At 71.2% G+C, this 15,521-nt stretch carries 11 protein-coding genes; 10 read left to right on the plus strand and 1 reads right to left on the minus strand.

Annotated features, from left to right (window positions below):
• The first annotated feature begins 7 nt into the window (after positions 1 to 7).
• From ACFU53_RS10860 to ACFU53_RS10880, 5 genes are all read left to right on the plus strand, one after another.
• On the plus strand, positions 8 to 3,265 hold the full coding sequence (locus ACFU53_RS10860) for a DUF6519 domain-containing protein (RefSeq protein ID WP_383988952.1): 3,258 nt from the start codon (positions 8 to 10) through the stop codon (positions 3,263 to 3,265).
• 108 nt (positions 3,266 to 3,373) lie between these two features.
• Positions 3,374 to 3,880 carry a hypothetical protein gene (locus ACFU53_RS10865; RefSeq protein WP_383988955.1) on the plus strand — a complete coding sequence of 169 codons (507 nt, stop codon included), beginning with the start codon at positions 3,374 to 3,376 and terminating at the stop codon, positions 3,878 to 3,880.
• 7 nt (positions 3,881 to 3,887) lie between these two features.
• Positions 3,888 to 5,135 (plus strand): DUF4255 domain-containing protein, encoded by a 1,248-nt coding sequence (locus ACFU53_RS10870; RefSeq protein WP_383988958.1) that lies wholly within the window; start codon positions 3,888 to 3,890, stop codon positions 5,133 to 5,135.
• Complete coding sequence (locus ACFU53_RS10875; protein ID WP_383988961.1) at positions 5,132 to 7,165, plus strand: ATP-binding protein; 2,034 nt, start codon at positions 5,132 to 5,134, stop codon at positions 7,163 to 7,165. The genes ACFU53_RS10870 and ACFU53_RS10875 overlap by 4 nt, the downstream gene beginning before the upstream one ends.
• Positions 7,162 to 10,359, plus strand: a complete 3,198-nt coding sequence (locus ACFU53_RS10880) for a DUF4157 domain-containing protein (protein ID WP_383988964.1) — start codon at positions 7,162 to 7,164, stop codon at positions 10,357 to 10,359. The genes ACFU53_RS10875 and ACFU53_RS10880 overlap by 4 nt, the downstream gene beginning before the upstream one ends.
• A gap of 170 nt (positions 10,360 to 10,529) precedes the next feature.
• Here the strand turns inward: ACFU53_RS10880 and ACFU53_RS10885 are convergent, their stop codons facing one another.
• Positions 10,530 to 11,201 (minus strand): TetR/AcrR family transcriptional regulator, encoded by a 672-nt coding sequence (locus ACFU53_RS10885; RefSeq protein WP_383988967.1) that lies wholly within the window; start codon positions 11,199 to 11,201, stop codon positions 10,530 to 10,532.
• 103 nt (positions 11,202 to 11,304) lie between these two features.
• Between ACFU53_RS10885 and ACFU53_RS10890 the strand changes: the two genes are divergently transcribed.
• The 5 genes from ACFU53_RS10890 to ACFU53_RS10910 all read left to right on the plus strand — a co-directional run.
• Complete coding sequence (locus tag ACFU53_RS10890; RefSeq protein ID WP_383988969.1) at positions 11,305 to 12,891, plus strand: methylmalonyl-CoA mutase; 1,587 nt, start codon at positions 11,305 to 11,307, stop codon at positions 12,889 to 12,891.
• A gap of 211 nt (positions 12,892 to 13,102) precedes the next feature.
• On the plus strand, positions 13,103 to 14,704 hold the full coding sequence (locus ACFU53_RS10895; RefSeq protein WP_383988972.1) for an acyl-CoA carboxylase subunit beta: 1,602 nt from the start codon (positions 13,103 to 13,105) through the stop codon (positions 14,702 to 14,704).
• A 5-nt stretch (positions 14,705 to 14,709) separates the two neighbouring features.
• Positions 14,710 to 14,919, plus strand: a complete 210-nt coding sequence (locus tag ACFU53_RS10900; RefSeq protein WP_383988981.1) for an acyl-CoA carboxylase epsilon subunit — start codon at positions 14,710 to 14,712, stop codon at positions 14,917 to 14,919.
• 41 nt (positions 14,920 to 14,960) lie between these two features.
• Positions 14,961 to 15,425, plus strand: coding sequence for a cobalamin B12-binding domain-containing protein (locus tag ACFU53_RS10905; protein WP_383988975.1), 465 nt, complete (start codon positions 14,961 to 14,963; stop codon positions 15,423 to 15,425).
• Positions 15,422 to 15,521, plus strand: a 100-nt coding sequence (locus tag ACFU53_RS10910) for a biotin carboxylase N-terminal domain-containing protein (RefSeq protein WP_359486257.1), incomplete at its 3' end; no start/stop codon positions are given. The genes ACFU53_RS10905 and ACFU53_RS10910, both read left to right, overlap by 4 nt.

Consider the following 15,521-nt stretch of genomic DNA (forward strand, 5'->3'; position numbering starts at 1 on the left):
ACTCCCAATGGGTGCCGATCTGAGCCGCGTGCGGTTCGACGCGCTGCGCGACCACTCCGGCGTCGTCATGCAGCAGGGCCGGCTGCTGCTCGACTCCGACTGGAACGAGTTCGTGTCGATCGTCGACCGTCGGCTGCGCGCAGCCGCCGCCGACCTCGGCACCCCCGGGGTCGTGGAGGGGTTCTCCGGCGTGGCCGTGGTACCCCGGACGACACCCGACGCCTTCAAGATCACGGCCCCGGTCGAGGCGGACGGACTGAACATCGGCCGCGGCCGGATGTACGTCGACGGGCTGCTCGCCGAGAACCACGGCACGGGGGACGGGACGGTACTCGACCCGCTGCTCGCCGGGCCCGTACGCCCGCAGGACACGCCGTACGACCGTCAGCCGTATCTGCCGACGCAGAGACAGCTGCCGAGCGACGGCACCCACCTGGTCTATCTGGACGTGTGGCAGCGCGAGGTCACACCGCTTCAGGCGCCCGATCTGATCGAGGAGGCCGTGGGTGTCGACACCACGGCCCGCACCCAGACCGTGTGGCAGGTCCGGGTGCACGAGCCGGACACGCCGGGCATCAGCTGCGCCACCAGGGACGAGGACATCCCCGGCTGGTCCCAGGTGATCGCCCCGTCCACCGGACGGCTCACCACCGGCACGGTGACCGTGGCCGCTGCCGACAACCCGTGCGAGCTGCCGCCCAGCGGCGACTACCGGGGTCTGGAGAACCAGACGTACCGGGTCGAGATCCACGGCGAGGGAAGCAGCGGCACCGCCACGTTCAAGTGGTCCCGGGACAACGGCTCGGTCGCCATGCGGGTCGTCGAGATCGTGGCGCCGGACCGGCTCCGCCCCGAGCACCTGGGCCGCGACACGGTACTCGGACTGCGCGAGAACGACTGGGTGGAGATCCTCGACGACCATCTCGAACTCGACGGCCTGCCGGGCGAGATGCGCAGGATCGACACCGTGCACGGCGACGGGACGGTCTCCTTCAGCCCCGCCCTGCCGCCCGGCCTGCCCACCACGACCGAGGAGGCGGTCCGGCGGAACCTGCGCATCCGCCGCTGGGACCAGGCGAGCCGGATCAAGAACGCCGCCGGCACCGAGCTGCAGAACCTCGACGACGCGAACTCCCCCGGAGTCATCACCGTGCCTCCCGGGAAGGTGGCCGTCGTCCTGGAGCACGGCGTCACCGTCACCCTCGACGCTCCCGATGGCGAGTTTCGTACGGGCGACCACTGGATCTTCACCGCCCGCACGGGCTCCGCGACGGTGGAGCGGCTGGTGGACGCGCCGCCCTTGGGCATCCACCACCACTACGCGCGGCTCGCCGTCGTCGACTTCCCCTCCGACGTCCGGTACGACTGTCGCGAGCTGTGGCCGTCGTGCGACGGGGACTGCGGGGACTGCACGATCTGCGTCACACCCGAGTCGCACGCCAACGGCGCCATGACGATCCAGGCGGCGGTGGACACGGTGTCCTCCTCCGGCGGCACGGTCTGTCTCGCGGCGGGTGTCTACCACCTCGGCCAGGAGGACGTCGTACGTGTCGACGGCGCGCGCTCGGTACGGGTCAGGGGGCAGGGCCCCGGCACGGTGGTCATCGGCGCGAACGGCGGCTTCGACGTGCGCCGTTCGGCGTTTCTCACCCTGGAGGACTTCGCGCTCGTTTCCGCGGGCTCCCGCCCGGGGATCCGGCTCAGGACCACCGCCGAGGTCACCGCGCGCCGCCTGACCGTGCTGATGGCCGGCGGCGGTCACCACAACGGAAGCGGCAATCCGTATCCCGCCTTCGAACTGTCCGGCGTCAGTCTGCGCACACGGGTCCAGGACTGCGACGTGGTCGGCAACCTCGGTGTCTCGTCGGCGCACGAGGACGACGACCGCGACCGCGACGGCGACGGCGTCCGCCTGCTGACGGCGGATCTGGAGATCAGCGGCAACCTGCTGGTGTGCCGCAGGGCCGGCGTCCGGTTCGGCGACGGCACCGCCCATCTGCTCGGCAACACGGTCCGGGACAACACCGTGCTGAGGGGTCGGCAGATCGGTCTGGGGCTGCTCGGTGCCGTGGCCAAGGGCGCGTCCGTGGACCTCACGGGCAACCACCTCCGCATCGACGGGGACGGCATCGTCGTCGCCCCGGGCGGATACACCGTCCGGGACAACACCGTCACGGGCACCATGCTGTCCATGGACCGCGGCTCCGGCGGGATCGTCGTACGGGCGGCGGAGTCCGGTGTGCTGCGCGGACCCACCCGTGTGACGGGGAACCAGGTGCGTGGCGTCGGCGGCGCGGGCATCGCCGTCAGGGCGCCGGTCGGTGACCTCGACGTGTCGCACAACGTCGTCGACCGGGCCGCCGACGGCATCGTGGTCACGGGACGCGGCCGAGCCGCGGGCGCTGTCGTCGTCGGCAACACCGTCAGGGGCCTCGCCACCGAGGAGTTCCACTCGGACCCGACGTACATGGACGGCATCCGTGTCGTCGGGGCCGCCCACGCCCTGGTCGGGTCCAACACGGTCGTCGGCGTCGGCACCGTGGACCTCTCGCCCGACGACGACGGCGACGGCAACGGCGACGTGGACGGCTACAAGACGGGCGTGGCGGTGCTGGCCTGCCGGGAGTCCCGGGTCCTCGGCAACACCGTGGAACAGGTGGGTTTGGCGGATCTCACCGGCAGCGAGCGGTGCGTCGGTGTCCATGTCTCCGTCTTCGCCCGCACCACCGTCGAGGGCAGCTTCTGCCGCCGGGACGCCGCGGACCTCGACGACGGCTCCTTCTCCCGCTGGACCGGTCTGCTGGTGGGTGACGACCCCGAGCTGCCTCGAGACGGGGACGACCGGCAGTTCCGCGCGGCGCACATCGGCCGGTACGTCGCGGTCGACGGCCAGGGCGTCTCGTACCTCATCGGCCCGGGCACCGCTTTCGTCAACGCCGCGACGGACGTCAGCGCGATCGTCTCCACGAACACGGTGACCGGTGGTTCCTGGGAGCCCGCGGCCAGGATCACCGTGGCCGGGGACGTGGTGCTGTCCGCCAACCAGTGCCGTCAGCACACCGAATCGCACGGACCCGCCGTCAGCGTGACCGCCTCCTCCGCGACCGTCAACGCCAACCGCGTCAGGGGCGGCAGGCTCTCGATGACCCTGGACGTCGACCCCGCGCGTCTCGCCGTGCTGGGGAACGTGACGAGCGGGGTCATCGACGCTCCCGGCGGCCTCGATCCGAAGTGGGTGCCGCTCAACGTGACGAATGTGCCCTGACGGTCAGCCCGGGGCGTGCGCGGCGAGCGTGCGCACCTACCGGGTGCGCCTCCGAAGGATCAGCCGCTCCGCCCCCGTACCGCTCCACCGTTGGAAGGACCCGCACCGATGCCGATCATCGTCGTCGACAAGGACAAGACCGTCGCCGCCCTGGCGGCCCGGCTGCTGAAGGCCAGAACGTCCGAGGCGGCGACCGAGCGGGCCGTACGCGCCATCCGCGCGGCCAATCCCGGCCTCGACCTCGACCACCTGCGCCGCGGGACGGTGGTGGTCGTGCCGCGGCTCGAGGAGATCCGCACCGATGTCGGGGACGTGATCGAGGACGCGCTGGCCGACGTCGTCGATGGGCTCAGGGACTCCCTCGACCGGCTCGCCGAGGACGCCGTCACCGCCCTGAACGCGGACCGTGCCGAGCGCGAGCTGACCGAAGGCGTATTCCACGCGGAAGCCGTCCAGAACGCGGCCGAGCACGACACCGTGCTCAGGGACACGCTCGAATCCCTGCGGAGCTCGCTCTCCGACGACGAGGAGAACGCCGCCCGGTACACCGAGATGCTGCTGCAGGGCATCGATCAGTGGCGCAGCGACCTCGACGACCTCGGCAAGCTGGTGTGAGGCCCCGATGAGCAACGCGCTGGCAGTGCCGACCGTCACCGCCGCCCTGACGACCCTCGTTCAGACGGCCGTGGAGAGGCTCGACATCACCCCGGGGCCGGTCGTCGCCCCCGGCCCCCTCGACGGCTCCGGGGACAACGCCCGCGTCGGCGTCCATCTGTACCGGGTCAGCCGCAACCCGACCGTGTCGCTGGCCGATCTGCCCACCCGCTCCTCCGCCGGGCATCTGCGGCAGAAGCCGAGGGCGGCGCTCGACCTGCACTATCTGTTCACCTTCCGTGGGAACAGCGAGTGGGAGGTCCAGCAGCTCCTGGCCAGGACGGCGGCCGCCCTGCACGGCGTACCGGTGCTGACCGCCGTCCTCCTCGCCGAAGCACTGACGGACCACCCCGAGATCGACGGCAACGACCTGGCGGAGGCCGACGAGCCGGTCCGCGTCACATCCGAGGCTCTGTCGACCGACGAACTGACCCGTCTCTGGGCCCTCTACCCGCCCGGGTCCTTCACGGTGACACTCGCCGTGGTCGCCGGCCCCGTGCTCGTCGACGCCGACGGGGACCCCGGAGCCGTACTCCCGGTCCGCACCCTCCTCGCCGGTGCCGCGCCCTTCGCCCGGCCCCGGCTGGACGGTGCCGCCGGACCCGAGGGCCGAGGGGCTCCCGTCCGGGCCGCCTCCCCGATGCCCGACGTCCATCTGCACGGTCACGCCCTGGCCGCCCGCGAGGGCGAGACCAGCGAGGTCCTGGTCGACGGCGTCCCCGCCTCCGGCGTCACGATCGTCGACGACACCCATCTGGTGCTGACGGCACCGGCACTCAGCCCGGGCCTGCGGCGCCTCGCCGTCCGCAGAAGCGGCCCGCCGACGGACCCCGCCCTGTCGACGACCCGCCTGGCGCAGGTCAGCGCGCCCGTCGTGGTGATGGTGGTCCCCACCCTCGGCACGGTCTCCGCCACCACGAGCGCCGGCAGCCGGCCGGGGCTGCGTACGGGAACCGTCACCGCCGCAGTGATCCCGCCGGTCGCGCCCGGCGACCGCGTACGGCTGCTCCTCGACGCCACGACACCGGGCTCGGCGGTGTCGCTCGCCGTCCCGGCCGACCTCGACGCCGGCGATCCGCCCGCCGCCCAGGTCGACTTCGAGGTGAAGGACGCCCCGGCGGGCCCGTACCGCGTCACGCTCGAGGTGGACGGCGCGCGCAGCCTCCCGCCCCTGGACTCCAACGGCCTGTACGTGCTCCCGGTGGTGACCCTGTGACCCTCTCCGACACCAAGCCCCCGCTCGACGCGGCCGACAGCGACCGCGTCTGGGCCCGCGACAACCAGCGCCACCTCGCCCTCACGGCCGCTGCCGCGGCGGCCCGCCTCGACGGCCGCCCTGAGGACACCGACGAACCCGCCCGCGCCGCCGAACTGCTCGCCGCCGAGGTACGGGAGACGACGGGGCGGCAGACGGGCCTCGACCGGCTCTGCGGGCTGTTCGCCCTGACCGTGTTCGAACGGGACGTGCTCATCGCGGTGGCCGCCCCGGAGCTCGGGCTGCCGGCGGCGAAGGGGCCCGTCACCTTCGCCCGTGCCCTGGCCGGCCTGCCCGACCCGCACTGGAGCGCCCTGCTGCCCGACGCCCCGCTGCGCGGCTGGCGCCTCCTCGATGTACCGGCCCAGCTGCCGCCCGCCGAGTTCGGGGGCCTTTCGCAACTGCCCCTCGCCGTCGACGAACGCATCCTGCACGCCCTGCTGGGAGCCGACACCATGGACGACCGTCTCGCCGGACGCGGCCGACTGGTGTCCTCCGTGTGCCGTCTGGCCCCCGGGCAGGACGCAGTCGTGGCGTCCCTGGCCGCGCTGGTCCGGCCCGCCTCCGGCACGGAGGGCTGCCTGCTCACGGGCGAGGACCGGCTCACCCGGCGCCAGGCCGTCGTCGACTCCGCCGAGCGGATCGGGCTGACCGTGCTCGCCGTCGACGGCGACGACCTGCCGGACACCGCGCCCGCGACGGACACGCTGGCGCGGCTGCTTGCCCGCGAGGCGGGGCTCGGACTGCGGCTGCTGCTCGTCGAGGGCACCGCCGCGTCCCTGCCGCGCTGTCTGCGGCTGTTGACGGTCAGTGCGCCGCTCGGCGTACCCGCCGTGCTGTCGGCCGATGAGGCTCCTGCCGGGAGCGACCTTCCGGTGCTGCGGCTGCCGGCCGCGACGGCGTCGGAACGGCGGGTCCTGTTCTCCGGGGCCCTGCGCGAGGCCCGTCTTGAGGAGGACGCGGCCGAACTCGCCGACCGTCATCCGCTGACTCCGGCGGGCATCGCCCTGGCGGTCCAACGGTCCGGCCGACTGGCCGCGGGGAAGGGGCAGGCGGAGGCGGGGCCGGGAACGGACGGGCCGGGAGGCCCGGGAGCCGCCCGCCCGGTGGCCGCTGTTCCGCGTCCCGGTTCCGGGCGCTCCGATGTCTCCGACGCCTGCCGGGCGATCGCCGAGCGGCCCCTGCACGGGCTCGCGACCGTGCGTCGGCCGGTGGGTGGGCTCGGTGAGCTGGTGCTGCCCGATCAAGCGACGCGATCCCTGCGCGCGCTCCTTGCACACGTCCGCCGGCGCCGACGGGTGCACGGCGAGTGGGGGTACGGCGAGCGCGACCGCGGTCTCGCGGTCACCGCGCTGTTCGCCGGACCGAGCGGCACCGGCAAGACCACGGCCGCCGAGGCCGTCGCCCACGAGCTGGGGTTCGACGTGGTCGCCGCGGACCTCAGCCAGGTGGTCAGCAAGTACATCGGCGAGACCGAGAAGCATCTGGCCCGACTGTTCGACGCCGCCGAGAACGGGTCGGTGCTCCTGTTCGACGAGGGTGACGCGCTGTTCGCCAAGCGCACCCAGGTGCGGGACAGCCGGGACCGGTACGCCAACCTGGAGGTGTCGTACCTGCTGCAACGCCTGGAGACGTACCGCGGCATCGCGATCCTGACCACGAACACCCGCGAGGCCATCGACCCCGCCTTCGTCCGCCGGATGAGGTTCGTCGTGACGTTCCCCTTCCCGGACGCCGAACAGCGCGCCCGGCTGTGGGCGGGGGCGTTCCCGGCGGGGGTGCCGACCGAGGGCCTCGACCCCGTACGGCTGGCCCAACTGGCCGTCAGCGGGGGCACGATCGCGCAGCTCGCGATGCACGCCGCGTTCCTCGCCGCCGACGCGGGCGAACCCGTGGGCATGCGCCATGTCCTCGACGCCGCCCGCATCGAATGCGACAAGCTCGAACGCCCGCTCGCCGCCCACGAGACCCGCGGCTGGGTCCCGTCATGACCGGCGCCCCGCACAGCACCGCCGCCTCGGGCCTCCAGGGAGGCGGCGCACCCCTCGAACCGGGCGTGCGCGACCAGCTCTCCACCAGCTACGGGCATGACTTCTCCGCCGTGCGGGTCCATGTCGGGCCCGAGGCGGACCGGGCGACCGGCGCGCTCGGGGCGCTCGCCTACACCGTGGGCGACGACGTCGTCTTCTCCGACGGGGCGTACGATCCGCTGTCGCGCCGCGGCCGGTCCCTCATCGCGCACGAACTCGCGCATGTCGCCCAGCACGGCGGCACCCCCGGGGCACCGGGCTTCCTGCGGACGAACCCGTCGGCCGCCCCGCAGACCGCCGACGCCCGGCTCGAGCACCAGGCGCACACGGCGGCGGCGTTCCACGAGCGGGGCGAGCCGCTGCCCGCCGGCTGGAGGTGGGAGCGGGCGTCCGGACCGTTCCTGGGCCGCGCGGACATGAGCTGGACCAAGCTCGAGGACCCGAAGGACCAGTACACCGTCAAATACGCGGACACCGAGCGCACCATCACGGAGGAGCAGCGCTCCCCTGTGGACCCGGCCGACATGGTCCGCGTCAACATGGGCGCCTTCGTCCTCCCCAGGACCAAGGGCCCGTGGAAGGAGGCGTACGACGCCATCGCCAAGGCCGGGGGCCTGCAGGCGGTGGTGAAGATGTCCGGGAGCCGTCCGAGCTCCGGCCTGTGGGCGAAGCGAGCGCCCACGGAGGAGCTGCGCAGGCTCTGGCTGCTGCGGATGCAGTGGCCCCGGGAGCAGGCCACCGCGTGGTGGCAGGAGGCGGGCGGGGCCGCCCCCGTCAAGGGCACGGACTTCAACCCGCACGTCGACTCGGTGCAGTCTCAGATCGACCACATCGTCGAACTCCAGCTCGGCGGCACCAACGTGCCCGAGAACCTGGCCCCGCACGACGGTCCCGACAACATGGACAGCGGCAGGACGATCGCCCGGCAGGTGCAGGACGCCGCCGGGTCCGTCTCCGACAGGCTGCACGACAAGGGGCGCAAGCGCCCCCGGCAGGTGATCCTGTGGTTCGGCAGCGCCGACCAGCCGGAGGAGTACAACAAGCTGGTGAAGCCGCTGCCCCCGCCCTTCGCAGCCCGTAAGGCGCAGACCGCGCTCCAGGTGCACTTCACCGCCGAGGCCGATCTGAAGGAGGGCAGGCGGCCCACCCCGGAGGACCGGAGGAAGGCGGCCGACGCCTGGGCCGCGTACAAGGACTATCCCCTGGTCAGCGGCCCGAGCCAGTACCGCCTACGGGTGCCGGAGAAGCCGGCCGCCGACGGCCGCGACGAGATCCGGAACAGCCCCGTCCCGGAGAACCGGGCTGCCCGGGAGCTGATCGCGGGCGTCATGCTGGAGAACCTGAACCGCCCCTCGTCGGGCAAGGGCGCACACACGATCACCGCCTGGATCGACGACGCCAAGGACCATGCGGTTCGGAAGGGCAGCCGACTGCCCATCACCATTCCGGACGCCAAGGACAAGGAGCTCACGCTCGACGTCAAGGACCCGTTCACGACCGGCGCGCTGACGCTGCGCGGAGGCAAGCAGGAGGTCCGCTTCCTGTACCCGTATCTGTCGACCGGCAGGCTCACTCTCACCTCCACGCAGGAGGGGCTGGCCGGGCACGGGACCCTGACGCCCAGCGTGCCGTTGTTGTCCCGGGTTCCCCTCACCGTCGACTGGGACCGCAGCGGGCTGCGCGGCTCGGTGCAGGCCCCGGCGGAGAAGCTGTCGCTGCCGCCGTTCAAGGTCACCGAGGCCGCGCTCGTCCTGAGCATCGCTCCCGGGTTCCAGGCCGGCGGCCATGTCGCCTTCGTCCTCGGCTCGGTGGTCAGCGGACGGATCGAGGCGGGCGTGGACGCGCAGGGCCTGTTCGCCAAGGGCCGGATGGTCGGGCGCATCCCCGGTCTCGACGAGGCGACCGGCGATGTGGAGTACCGTCCCGCGACCGGCCTGACCGGCTTCTTCGTCGCCCGCGCCGCCCGGCCGTCCGGACTCGTCCGCGGCGGCGAAGTGCGGCTCGACGTCAACGGCGACGTCTGGCGGGTCGGCGGCGAGATCCAGGCGAGGCTGCCCGGGGACAGCCCCGCCAAGCTGACCGTCCGCAGATCCGGGGACCGGATCCTCTACGGCGGCGAGGCCACCCTCAAGGTCCCTGGCCTTCGGCCGGTGGACATCGCGCTGACGTACGACGGCGAGCGCGTGACCGGCTCCGCCCGGACGACCTTCGCGCTGCTCGGGGCCGAGGGCGAGATCGCGCTGCGCTACCGTGACGGGAACTTCAGCGGGGACGGGTCCGTCGAGCTCAAGCGCGGCCGGTTCGCCGGACGGCTCGACGCCCACCTGGACGAGGACGGCCGGATCAGCGGCCGTGGCACCGGCAGCCTGACGATCCGTCCTGGTCTCGTCGGCACGGTCGGCGTCGAGTACGGCCGGGACCGCAAGCTCCGTGTCTCCGGTGAACTCCGCTTCCCTCCGTACCGTTTCCTGGAGGCCCGGGGCGCCCGGCACGAGCTGTTCCGTCACAGCCTGCCCGACATCCCCATCTTCGCGATCCCGCTGGGCATCGGATCGGTCGGGCTGGTCGCCCGTATCGCCGGCGGGCTCGCGGTGCACTACCGGTTCGGGCCGGGCGAGCTGCGCGACATGGTCATCCGTGGCGCCTTCGACCCCCTCGAGCAGGAGATGAACGCCGAGCTGGCGGCGGAGGCACGGCTCGTGATCCCCGCGGAAGCGGGCCTGGAGATGTTCGTCCGCGCCGGGATCGGTGCGTCCGTGGCCATCGCGAGCGCCACCGGCGGGATCACCCTCACCGGTGGTGTCCTGCTGCGCGGCGGCCTGGACGCCTCCGCCCGCCTCGCCTACGCGAAGGGTGTGCTGGCCTTCGACACGCTGGCCCGCATCAGCGTGCAACCCGTCCTGACCCTCCGTATCGAGGCGGACATCCTCATCGAGGCGGCAGTCGGCGGGCCCTGGCGCTTCCCGTACCAGCTGGCGTCGTACTCGTACGCGACCGGCCTGGAGTTCGGCATGATCGCCCCGTTCCACTACCAGTCGGACCAGCAGGTGCGGCTGCCGGAGGCGCGGGACATCCAGTGGATCGTGCCGCAGATCGACGTGACCGCCCTGGCGAACCGCGTGGCGGGCCAAGTCCGCACTGGCCTGGGGTTCTAGGCTTGGCGCTTTCATGAGCGTGCTCGTCCATGTCCTGACGGGCGTCAGCTAACACGCACGCGGCACGGCCCCAGGCCGTTTGTGCGCGTTCACGAAGCGATTGCCGGCAGCCGCCGCCCTGCGTGTGCCAAAGGTTCCCTGAGCAGTAGGAAGACAGCGCCGGCCTGGCCTCACCCTTCGACGAGACGCCGCAGTTCCGGGAGCAGCGCTTCGATGTCCTGTCCCGTTCGGAACGCGACGACGGTGGTCCCGAGCCCGGTCTCCGGCGGGGAACCGGGCGCCGGAAAGAGCGCGAGCACCTCGCGCATCGCCTCGTCGACCTCGGTGACGGGGTCGGCGGACTCTCCTCGCAGCCACCGGCGCAGCACGTGGTTGTGGGCCGCGACGACGGACGCCGCCATGAGTTCGGCCCTCAGCGAAGCCGACTCCGTCGGATCTCCCATCCAGTCCGCGATGAACTCGCGGAACAGGCGCTGATACCGGGCCACGCTGGCGATCTCCCGATCACGCAGAGCAGTCACCTTGCTGGTGAGCACGTACCGACGGCGAGCAAGATCGCCTTCCTCGATGTAGTGCAGCAGCACCAGGCGCACGGCATCGGAGACCGCGACCAGAGCAGTGCTGTGGCTGGAGGTCGCCAACCGGTCCCTGATCAGATCCAGCAGCCGGTCGTGGTCGGGGAAGATGACCGCTTCCTTGGACCCGTAGTGCCGGAAGAACGTCGTACGCCCCACTCCGGCACTTTCGGCGATGTCGTCGACGGTGGTCTGCTCGTATCCGCGCTCGTCGAAGAGGGCGAACGCGGCGTTCGCGAGTCGCATCCGCGCAGGTGACTTGCTCATGACCGCACATCCTTCCCCGCCCCGGGCCTCCGAGGCCACTTGCCCAATACAATGGAACTGAGTACCGTCCTAGTGACATCGAGTACCATTATGGAGGTTCGGCGTGGATTCCGTTGCACAGAGCGAGTCGGGTCTGCCGATCCAGCCGGTCTACGACGGCCGTGCGCTCTCGGGCTTCGACGCGGAGACCAGGCTGGGCGCTCCGGGCCGGTTTCCGTTCACGCGGGGCGTGTATCCGTCGATGTACACAGGCCGGCCGTGGACGATGCGGCAGTACGCCGGGTTCGGCACGGCGAAGGAATCCAACGAGCGCTACCACGAGCTGGTCGGCGCCGGCACCGGCGGCCTGAGTGTGGCCTTCGACCTGCCGACCCAGATGGGCTACGACTCCGACGAGGCCATCGCCCGGGGCGAGGTCGGCAAGGTCGGAGTGGCGATCGACTCGATCGAGGACATGCGGACGCTGTTCCAGGGCCTGCCGCTGGACAAGGTCTCGACGTCGATGACGATCAACGCCCCCGCCTCGACGCTGCTCCTGCTGTACCAGCTGGTCGCGGCCGAACAGGGCGTGAGCGGCGACCAGTTGACCGGCACGATCCAGAACGATGTACTCAAGGAGTACATCGCCCGCGGCACCTACATCTTCCCGCCGAAGCAGTCACTGCGGCTGATCAGTGACATCTTCGCCTACTGCCACAAGGAACTACCGCGCTGGAACACGATCTCCATCTCCGGCTATCACATGGCCGAGGCCGGGGCGAGCCCCGCGCAGGAGATCGCGTTCACCCTGGCCAACGCGAAGGAGTATGTGCGCACCGCGATCGCCGCGGGCCTGGACGTCGACGACTTCGCGCCGCGCCTGTCGTTCTTCTTCGTCGCCCGGACCACGCTGCTGGAGGAGATCGCCAAGTTCCGTGCCGCCCGCCGCATCTGGGCCCGGATCATGCGCGACGAGTTCGGCGCGAAGAATCCCAAGTCCCAGATGCTGCGCTTCCACACGCAGACCGCCGGTGTGCAGCTGACCGCCCAGCAGCCCGAGGTCAACCTCGTCCGGGTCGCCCTGCAGGGCCTGGGCGCGGTGCTGGGCGGTACGCAGTCCCTGCACACCAACTCCTACGACGAGGCCATCGCCCTGCCCACCCAGAAGGCGGCGCGGCTGGCCCTGCGTACCCAGCAGATCATCGCCTACGAGACCGACGTGACGAAGACCGTGGACCCGTTCGCCGGGTCCTACGTCATGGAGTCGATGACCGACGACCTCGAAGCGGCGGCGCTGGAGCTGATCCAGGCCGTCGAGGACCGCGGCGGCGCGGTCGCGGCGATCGAGCAGGGTTTCCAGAAGTCGGAGATCGAGAAGTCGGCGTACGGGATCGCCCTGGAGATCGACAGCCAGGAGCGGACCGTGGTCGGCGTCAACAAGTACGTGCTGGATGAGGAAGAGCCCTATGAACCGCTGCGGGTCGACCCGCAGATCGAGATCGACCAGTGCGAACGCCTCGCGGCGCTGCGCAGAGGACGGGACAACGACGCCGTACGACGAGCCCTCGGCGCCCTTCGCACTGCGGCGCGGGGCACGGACAACGTCCTGCCCCCGATGCGCGAGGCCCTGGGGCTGCGCGCCACGGTCGGCGAGGTCTCCCACGCCCTGCGCGACGTCTGGGGCGTGCACGTCCCTCACGACATTTTCTGACGCATGAGAACGGCCCTGTCACGGGGAGCCGTCGCACATCGCTTCCGGAGTACACCATGACACCTCCTTACGACCTGCCGCGTCGGCCTTCGATTCCGGCCCGCCCCTTCCACCCCAGAACGCTGAGACGCCATGACGTCACGGTGCTTCCCGGCGCGGGTCTGGCGCCCCGCGACAACCCGTTCGCCGTCGACCAGAAGGGACCCGCCCGGTGAGCACCCGGCCCACACAACCGTCCGACGCCGACCTTCACACGACCGCGGGGAAGCTCGCGGACCTGCAGCGCCGTATCGACGAGGCGACGCACGCCGGCTCCGAGCGCGCGGTGGAGAAGCAGCACGCCAAAGGCAAGCTGACGGCCCGTGAACGGATCGAACTGCTCCTCGACGAGGACTCCTTCGTCGAGTTCGACGAGTTCGCCCGTCACCGCTCCACCGACTTCGGCATGGAGAACAACCGCCCCTACGGCGACGGAGTCGTCACCGGCTACGGAACGGTCGACGGCCGCCCCGTCGCCGTCTTCTCCCAGGACTTCACGGTCCTCGGCGGCTCCCTCGGCGAGGTCTTCGGCCAGAAGATCATGAAGGCGATGGACTTCGCCCTCAAAACGGGCTGCCCGGTCATCGGCATCAACGACTCCGGCGGCGCCCGTATCCAGGAGGGCGTCATGGCGCTGGGCATGTACGGCGAGATCTTCCGCCGCAACACCCACGCCTCCGGTGTGATCCCGCAGATCTCCCTGGTCGTCGGCCCCTGCGCGGGCGGCGCGGTGTACTCCCCCGCGATCACCGACTTCACGGTCATGGTCGACCAGACCTCACACATGTTCATCACCGGCCCGGACGTCATCAAGACCGTCACCGGCGAGGACGTCGGCTTCGAGGAACTGGGCGGCGCCCGCACCCACAACGCCACCTCAGGCGTGGCCCACCACATGGCGGGCGACGAGAAGGACGCCATCGAGTACGTCAAGCAACTCCTGTCCTACCTCCCCTCGAACAACCTCAGCGAACCCCCGGCCTTCCCCGAACAGGCCGACCTGGCCGTCACGGACGAGGACCGCGAGCTGGACGTACTGATCCCCGACAGCGCGAACCAGCCGTACGACATGCACACGGTCATCGAACACATCCTGGACGACGCCGAGTTCTTCGAGACCCAGGCCCTCTTCGCGCCGAACATCCTCACCGGCTTCGGCCGCGTGGAGGGCCACCCGGTCGGCATCGTCGCCAACCAGCCCATGCAGTTCGCCGGCTGCCTGGACATCGACGCCTCCGAAAAGGCAGCCCGCTTCGTCCGCACCTGTGACGCCTTCAACGTCCCGGTCCTGACCTTCGTCGACGTCCCCGGCTTCCTCCCGGGCGTCGGCCAGGAACACGAAGGCATCATCCGCCGCGGCGCCAAGCTCATCTACGCCTACGCGGAAGCCACCGTCCCCCTGATCACGGTCATCACCCGCAAGGCCTTCGGCGGCGCCTACGACGTCATGGGCTCCAAACACCTCGGCGCCGACCTCAACCTCGCCTGGCCCACCGCCCAGATCGCCGTCATGGGCGCCCAGGGCGCAGTCAACATCCTCCACCGCCGCACCATCGCCGCAGCCCCCGACGACGAACGCGAAGCAGTCCGCGCCCGCCTCGTCCGGGAGTACGAGGACACCCTCCTCAACCCCTACACCGCGGCCGAACGCGGCTACGTCGACGCCGTCATCACCCCCTCCGAAACCCGCCGCCACCTCATCCGCGGCCTGCGTCAACTCCGCACCAAACGCGAAACCCTCCCCCCGAAGAAGCACGGAAACATCCCCCTGTAGGAGCCATCGTGATCAAGGTCGTACGGGGAAACCCGACCCCCGAGGAACTGGCCGCCGCACTGGCGGTGGTCCGGGCCCGCGCCGCGGCGGCAGCGTCCGTTCCCCCGGCTCCCGAGCGGCTGGACGAATGGGCGGACAAGACACGCAACATCCCGCGTCACACCCTCACGCAGCCGGGGCCGACAACCTGGCGAACCTCCTACTGGCCCCGTTGAACGAACGGAGCCCACCCCGTCTGCCGACTCTTGGATAACTCATGAATGCCCTGCAACAGCGCCCGGAGCGCGCCGATCCCGCTCCGATGCCGCCCGCCCGCGTGGTGATCGCCAAGCCAGGACTCGACGGCCACGACCGTGGTGCGAAGGTCATCGCCCGGGCTCTGCGTGACGCCGGCTTCGAGGTCATCTACACCGGCCTGCACCAGACCCCGGAGCAGATCGTCGCTACCGTCATCGCCGAGGACGCGCCGCTCCTCGGGCTGTCCGTGCTGTCAGGCGCTCATCTGACCATCGTCGAGAGAGTGGTCAAACTGCTGGATCAGGAAGATGCCGGTGACGTCCGTGTTCTTGTCGGCGGCATCATCCCCGTCGGCGACATCCCCACGCTGGAAGCCATGGGCGTCGACGCGGTCTTCACCCCCGGCTCGGGCATCGGCCGGATCGTCGAGGCAGCGCACCGCCTTACTACGTCACACAGCGACACGCTGGAGCCGGCATGCTGACCAAGGTGTTGATCGCCAACCGAGGCGAAATCGCTGTCCGCGTCGCCCGGGCGTGCCGGGACGCCGGGATCGCGAGCGTGGCCGTGTACGCCGATC

The sequence above is a fragment of the Streptomyces sp. NPDC057474 genome, from assembly GCF_042802555.1.
In the GTDB taxonomy this organism is placed as follows: domain Bacteria; phylum Actinomycetota; class Actinomycetes; order Streptomycetales; family Streptomycetaceae; genus Streptomyces.

Bases quoted from the DNA above. Each gene is read 5' to 3' on its own strand.
- ACFU53_RS10880 (WP_383988964.1), top strand. From the start codon at position 7,162: ATGACCGGCGCCCCGCACAGCACCGCCGCCTCGGGCCTCCAGGGAGGC.
- ACFU53_RS10905 (WP_383988975.1), top strand. From the start codon at position 14,961: ATGAATGCCCTGCAACAGCGCCCGGAGCGCGCCGATCCCGCTCCGATG.
- ACFU53_RS10885 (WP_383988967.1), bottom strand. From the start codon at position 11,201: ATGAGCAAGTCACCTGCGCGGATGCGACTCGCGAACGCCGCGTTCGCC.
- ACFU53_RS10870 (WP_383988958.1), top strand. From the start codon at position 3,888: ATGAGCAACGCGCTGGCAGTGCCGACCGTCACCGCCGCCCTGACGACC.
- ACFU53_RS10865 (WP_383988955.1), top strand. From the start codon at position 3,374: ATGCCGATCATCGTCGTCGACAAGGACAAGACCGTCGCCGCCCTGGCG.
- ACFU53_RS10860 (WP_383988952.1), top strand. From the start codon at position 8: ATGGGTGCCGATCTGAGCCGCGTGCGGTTCGACGCGCTGCGCGACCAC.